Annotated in this window: 3 protein-coding genes and 1 pseudogene; 1 reads left to right on the forward strand and 3 read right to left on the reverse strand. The window is 36.4% G+C overall.

Features of this window, described 5'->3' with window-relative positions:
* Nucleotides 1-6: 6 nt before the first annotated feature.
* Nucleotides 7-4,140, reverse strand: a complete 4,134-nt coding sequence (locus H6G06_RS15600) for a response regulator (protein ID WP_190561670.1) — start codon at nucleotides 4,138-4,140, stop codon at nucleotides 7-9.
* A gap of 366 nt (nucleotides 4,141-4,506) precedes the next feature.
* A complete protein-coding gene (gene rppA, locus H6G06_RS15605) occupies nucleotides 4,507-5,199 on the reverse strand; it encodes a two-component system response regulator RppA (RefSeq protein WP_190561673.1) in 693 nt (230 codons plus the stop codon).
* 187 nt (nucleotides 5,200-5,386) lie between these two features.
* Between rppA and hisG the strand changes: the two genes are divergently transcribed.
* Nucleotides 5,387-6,022 (forward strand): ATP phosphoribosyltransferase, encoded by a 636-nt coding sequence (gene hisG / locus H6G06_RS15610; RefSeq protein ID WP_190561675.1) that lies wholly within the window; start codon nucleotides 5,387-5,389, stop codon nucleotides 6,020-6,022.
* 48 nt (nucleotides 6,023-6,070) lie between these two features.
* Here hisG and H6G06_RS15615 read toward each other — a convergent pair.
* Nucleotides 6,071-6,319: pseudogene (locus H6G06_RS15615) on the reverse strand (zinc ribbon domain-containing protein); the annotation flags it as partial.
* Nucleotides 6,320-6,497: the final 178 nt, after the last annotated feature.

Raw genomic sequence — 6,497 nt, forward strand, 5'->3', positions numbered from 1 at the left:
AGAAAATTACTTACATTCTAGCTTTAAGGCTGCTTCTACTTGCTCGTATTCTGTCATCGCTTGGCATAGTAATAATGTTGCATCTGCTAGATTTTCATCACGTCCTAAGTCTTCTAATTGTCTACAAATTTGAGATAAAGTTTTAGCACCGACAATAGCACTACTAGATTTGAGCGCATGAGCTTCTAATTGTACTGTTTTTGCATTTCCCTGAGTAATGGCATCATTAATCGATTGGAAACGTTGGGGTGTATCTTCCAGATAAGATTGGATGATTTCTATAAATTGTTCCAGTTCATTACTACAAATAATTTCTTTTAGTTCTTCTAAAGCTGCGGCATCAAGTATATTATTAGACATAGTTTCAACAATTTGATTATCAGTCACACCCTGTTTTTGACAATTACTTAGAGCGTTTGTTAACTCATCGATGCGAATTGGTTTTGTAGTGTAGTCATTCATCCCCGCTTCTAAACATTTTTCCCGATCTCCTTGCATAGCATTAGCAGTCATGGCAATAATCCAAGGACGGGAAGATCTGGGCCATTCCTGGCAAATTTGACGAGTTGCTGTCAAGCCATCCATTTCTGGCATTTGTAAGTCCATTAATATTACATCATAAGGTTGCCTCCGCAAAGCCGTTAACACTTCTAAACCATTTGCTGCCACATCAGCACGGTATCCCAGACGTTGTAAAATATTAGTAGCTACTTTCTGATTGACTACATTATCTTCAGCTATAAGAATTTTTAAGGGTATCCTTTCTGCCATCTGGGAATCAAATTTTGATGGTGTCAGATGATCAATATTCTCTTTTTCTTTGATGGTGACAAACTGATGACTAAAAATGCTAGTTAAGATATTCACAAGATGGGATTTCTTGATCGGTTTAGTCAGAAATGCTGCCAAATCTAAATTTATTAGCTGACCATTTTTATGGATCTGCCCATTGCCCATTGATGTTAGCATAACCAAAGATAATTGTTTACCATGAGGCAGTTTACGAATTTCGGCTGCCAGTGTTAACCCATCCATTTCTGGCATTTGCATATCTAGAATAGCAATATCAACTTGTTGTTTTTGAAGATATTTAATTGCTTCTTTCCCAGATTCAGCAGTTACAGTAATCATCCCAACAGACTGACATTGTAGCATCAGTGCTTGGCGATTGGTGACATTATCATCAACTATTAATATTCGTTTATTAGTGATTAACTTCTGAAATTTATGATTATCTATAACATCTGGTTGCTCTACAAATGAAGTCATAATAGTAAATATAAAATTAGATCCTTGACCGACTGTGCTTTCGACCCACATTTTACCTCCCATCAGTTCAGTCAGTCGCTTGCTAATTACTAATCCTAAACCTGTACCACCATAATGACGAGTTGTGGAAGCATCAACTTGACTAAATGGTTTGAAAAGTCTATACATTTTATCTTCAGGAATACCTATTCCTGTGTCTTTGATACTAAATTTAATTTCGTATAACCCAAGAAGGGGTTTATCAATAGGTGCAGGATTTGATTGAATTTTTTGACTGGTGACAGAAATAATTACTTCACCTGAATTAGTAAACTTAATTCCGTTACTGAGTAAGTTGACTAAAATTTGTCTTAAACGGGTAACATCTCCTCTAATCAATTCAGATGTTTCTGTATCCATAAAATAAGCAAGTTCTAAGCCTTTTTCACAAGCTTTGGGAGCTACTAAATCCAGAGATTCTTCAATACAATTTCTTAAATTAACAACTTGTTCCTCTATTTCTAACTTACCAGATTCAATTTTAGAGAAATCAAGAATATCATTAATCAGAGTTAACATCGAATCTCCACTATTACGGATAATTTCCACAAACTCTTGCTGTTGTGGTGTCAGTGCAGTGTCTAGTAATAATCCTGTCATCCCAATTACCGCATTCATTGGTGTGCGAATTTCGTGACTCATCGTTGCGAGAAATTCGCTTTTAGTTCGGTTGGCAATTTCGGCTTCTTCTTTAGCAGATTTGAGTTGTTCCTCAGCTAGTTTTTTCTCAGTAATATCTGTAATTATTCCTACAAGCCGATAAGCTTGACCTTGTTCATCACGAATACATTTTCCTTTTGAGGATATCCAAATATAATTACCATTGCGATGTTTAAGGCGATGGGTATTTTGATAAACATCTGTCTTTCCTTCTAGATGCTCTTCAATATCACAGATCGCTTTTTCAAATTCATCTGGATGCACATTATCAGACCAGCTAGAGAACAGATGAGGTAATGGTTCTTGCTCATATCCCAAAATTCTCATCCAAGCGGGTGAAAAATAAATTTCATTGGTGATTAAGTTCCAATCCCAAATACCATCGTTTGTGCCAGAAATCGCTAACTCATAACGTTCTTCGCGTTCACGTAAGGTTTTTTCAACTTTTTTGCGTCGCACAACCTCAGATGCTAATTCATCATTAATTATCGAAAGTTCTTGAGTTCGTGATTCAACCCTATCTTCAAGTTGATCATTGGCACTTGTGATTTCTTGAAACATTTGTTGTAGTGCCAATAACATGGACTTAAAGTTATGAGTAAGTGAGTCTATTTCCGCAATATTGCTATTGTTAATAATAATATCTTCTTGTGCTAGGATTTTTTGAGGTAAATCAGTGGTAACTTGAGTCAACCTCAATAGAGGTTGTACTAATTTTTTACTCAGGATAATAGCTGTTATCAACGCTATTATCGCAGTGAGTAACATGATTGATAAATTTTTGATGTAAATCCCACGAATGTAATCTATTTTGGGTTTGGTTGGGATTTGGATAACTAATTTAAGGTGTAAATTTTTATCTAAAGTAATACTATGCGAATAAACAGATGTGTCCCACCTTCTGATCAGTGGTATATGAGGTGATTTGGATAACAAATGAACAACATTATCACTGAGCTTACGGATTTGTTTGTTTTGGTAAATGTCAAAGGGTTTTAGTATATTTGCTTGTCCTAAATTAGTGGCAATTATCCGATTTTTTTCATCTACAAGGGTGATATTAAAATCTTGACTCGGATTTGTTTGTTTTATTAATTTACTTAGTTTATCTAGGTTGATTTCACCAAAAACAGCACCCAAAAATTGATGTTCATTAATAATTGGTACACCTAATGTGAAACCTTCATCTTTGCTAACTTCCGCAGATAAAGATAATATATCATTAGTGACTAAAGATTCATTTGTTTTTAGTTGCTGAAAATCAGGTCTTTGAGCAATATTTAAATATTTCCGTGGGTTGATAGGTGAGCCTGTAATAATATTACCCAAGCTATTAACTACATAAATTTTACTGAACTGAGGAAATATTCTTTGAGTAGTTTCTATAACTTGCTGAACGTTATTACTACTATTCTCAGATCCTAAAGATGAATTATTACTAATGTTTTGTAATATGGCTAAATGGTTTTCTTGCCACAAATAAATATTATTTTTTAATGCTAATGATAAGGATTTTACATCTTTTATAACTTCTATTTCAATATTATCAGCAGCCCGGATAGCATTATTGATATTGATAAATAATACGGGGAAAAATACAAAAGCGACTAATAAAGTAAACAGGGATTGCTGCCAAGAAATTGTATATCTTTTTTTGTTACTTCCTAACCATTTTTCCAGAAATAAGTAATTAACAATTAAGCTGCAAATTAAAGCATTAAAAAAGCCATTAACAGCTTGTTTGACGATAATTAACAATGTAGCTATGACACTTACTTTTAATACCCCACCATAAAATATAGCCACCAGTGGCATACCTAAAACAACCCAGTAAATGCCATCTAATAAAAGTAGATTCTGGCTTTTTCTACGTAATAGTAATCCTACAAACAGTGCTTCACAAGTAAAAATTACCATTGCATAAGGATGTGTCCACAGTATGTAGGTATAACTGCTACTGATGATGGCCGCTATAGTCCCCCAGAAACATCCATAAATAGCGACGACAAGCAAAACAGCTATACTACCAAACAGAAAGTCTACACCAAAAAAGAGTGTGACTTTAAAATAGTTACCAAGATAACCAGCAAGAATTAACAATACAAGCAGGAAAATTTGTTTGTGCTTGAGAGATGCTCCTGGTAATTTTAATAAATTTTTCAGTATCTGCATATTACTTCAGTCTTGTTAAAAAGATTTTTAATTTAAGATTTTCCAGATGAAATTTGCATCTCCAAATTAATATTTATAGTTGAGTTTGCTACAACCAAACCTAGTCATTAATGGTCAAATAAAAACTTTTGCCCCAAGCAACTGCACTGTGAAAACGGACACGCTGGAATGGTAAATTGATTTACTTTGTATGTACTATCACTATCTATCTTCTGCTAGTGGACAAAAGCCGGAAATTACAGAACCGCGTTTGTATAGATAAATGATGAAGAACTTGTACAGTGGTTCATCCAAGAATTTATTTTTATATACAAAAATATACCAAATAAGTAATTCTTACAATAAAAATTATAATTAAGATTTGTATTATTCGATCACGGTATAACCGAAACGATACCCTTTGCCGTAAACAGTGTGAATTAGTGCAGATTCACTGCCTGTCTCAATCTTACGACGTAACAGGCGAATCAGGGCAGCAATGACATTGCTTCCAGGTTGTTCGTCATCTTGCCATAAATGTTGCATAATTTGGCTGTGTGTAAGTAACTGTCCAACATTTTCCATAAAATATTTTAGTAGCTGGCTTTCTTTTTGTGATAGCTCAATCATTCTCCCTTGACGATAAGCTATCTGATTTTCTACATCAAGTTCTAAATCAGCTACCACTAACCTTCCTAATGTGGTACTGTAAGACTCGACACCAGAACGGCGTAACAAAGCACGGACTCTTGCTAGTAACTCCCGCAGTTCAAAGGGTTTGACTAAATAATCATCTGCACCTGCATCTAAACCTTGCACACGGTCATCTAAAGTATCTTTGGCGGTGAGAAACAGCACAGGGGTAGTTTTACCTTGAGTACGTAATTCCTGACAAATTTCTAAGCCTGTTTTTCCTGGTAACATCCAATCTAAAATTAGTAAGTCATAGGTTCCAGCTTGTGCAAATTGGCTGCCGTTTGTTCCATCATAAGCAGCATCTACAGTATAACCTTCACGAGATAACACGCGACTCAAGGGATCTGTGAGTTCGATTTCATCATCAACTAATAAAATTCTCATGCGGGTTGTGGTGATTTATCACTTAGTTGACAATATTATAGGATTGCGTTTGGCTAGGGCGTGTAAGCTTACTGTAGCTTGCTTCCCGAAGGGTGGGATAAAATCTCCCTGTCTTTAGGCAGGAGAGTGTCAAATAACAGATGAACTGCAAAGACCAAGACAATTAATTCACAACACAAAAAAAATAATGCTGACTGTTGCACTACCAAAAGGGGAATTACTTAAAAATAGCATCCGCTTACTGCAATCTGCGGGCTTGGATTTTAGTGGTTTTTTAGATTCTGGAAACCGCCAACTACAAATTCCTGATGCTAGTGGACAAGCGAAAGGTCTGTTAGTACGGGCGCAAGATGTACCTGTTTATGTAGAATATGGTCAGGCGCAATTGGGTATTGTAGGCTACGATGTACTACAAGAAAAAAAGCCGCAGGTTGCACAATTAGTTGATTTGCAATTTGGTTATTGTCGGATGTCTGTAGCGGTAAAAGCTTCTAGTTCCTACAAATCACCTTTAGATTTACCTGCTCATGGTCGAGTTGCTTCTAAATATGTCAATTGTGCGCGGGAATATTTCCAAAGCCTAGATTTACCTGTAGAAATAGTTCCTTTATATGGTTCTGTGGAGCTAGGGCCTATTACGGGTATGTCTGAAGCGATTGTCGATATAGTTTCTACTGGGCGGACTTTGCGAGAAAATGGTTTAGTGGAAATTGCTACCTTGTATGAAAGTACGGCGAGATTGATTGTCCATCCTTTGAGCTATCGTCTGAATATGGGTGATTTACACAAATTGGTGGAACGGCTAAGAGCAGTTGAAAGCTAACAGTTATCAGTTATCAGTTCTCAGTTGTTGACTGTTAACTGATGTGAACTACCCCACCCTGCCTTCGGCTGAGGGTGTGGCTTCTGTACTCACAGAGGAGTGCCGCAACTTAGACTTTCGCCCTAGTTTTGGTCTTATCTCCCCTCCTACAGCAGAGACGGCTGATAGCTTGCGTGGCGAAGCCATACCTTCCGCCTTTATCATCCTGATACCTTCTGCTCTAATATTTATCGCTGCATTTCTATCTCTATCATCATGAGTGCCACAGTGAGGACCAGTCCATTCACGGACATCCAATTATCCCAATATTGCCGGGAAGTTTGATATTACCATCAACAATTTTGACGTTTTGAGGATATTGAATAGACTGTTATATAGTTCCAAAAAACATAGACAAATATCTCATGCCTTTTGTTGGCCGGGAATAACCCCGACGGGGTGAACTACAACACCCCCTATCCCTAGACTAAAAGCT

The sequence above is a fragment of the Anabaena sphaerica FACHB-251 genome, assembly GCF_014696825.1.
GTDB lineage: Bacteria > Cyanobacteriota > Cyanobacteriia > Cyanobacteriales > Nostocaceae > RDYJ01.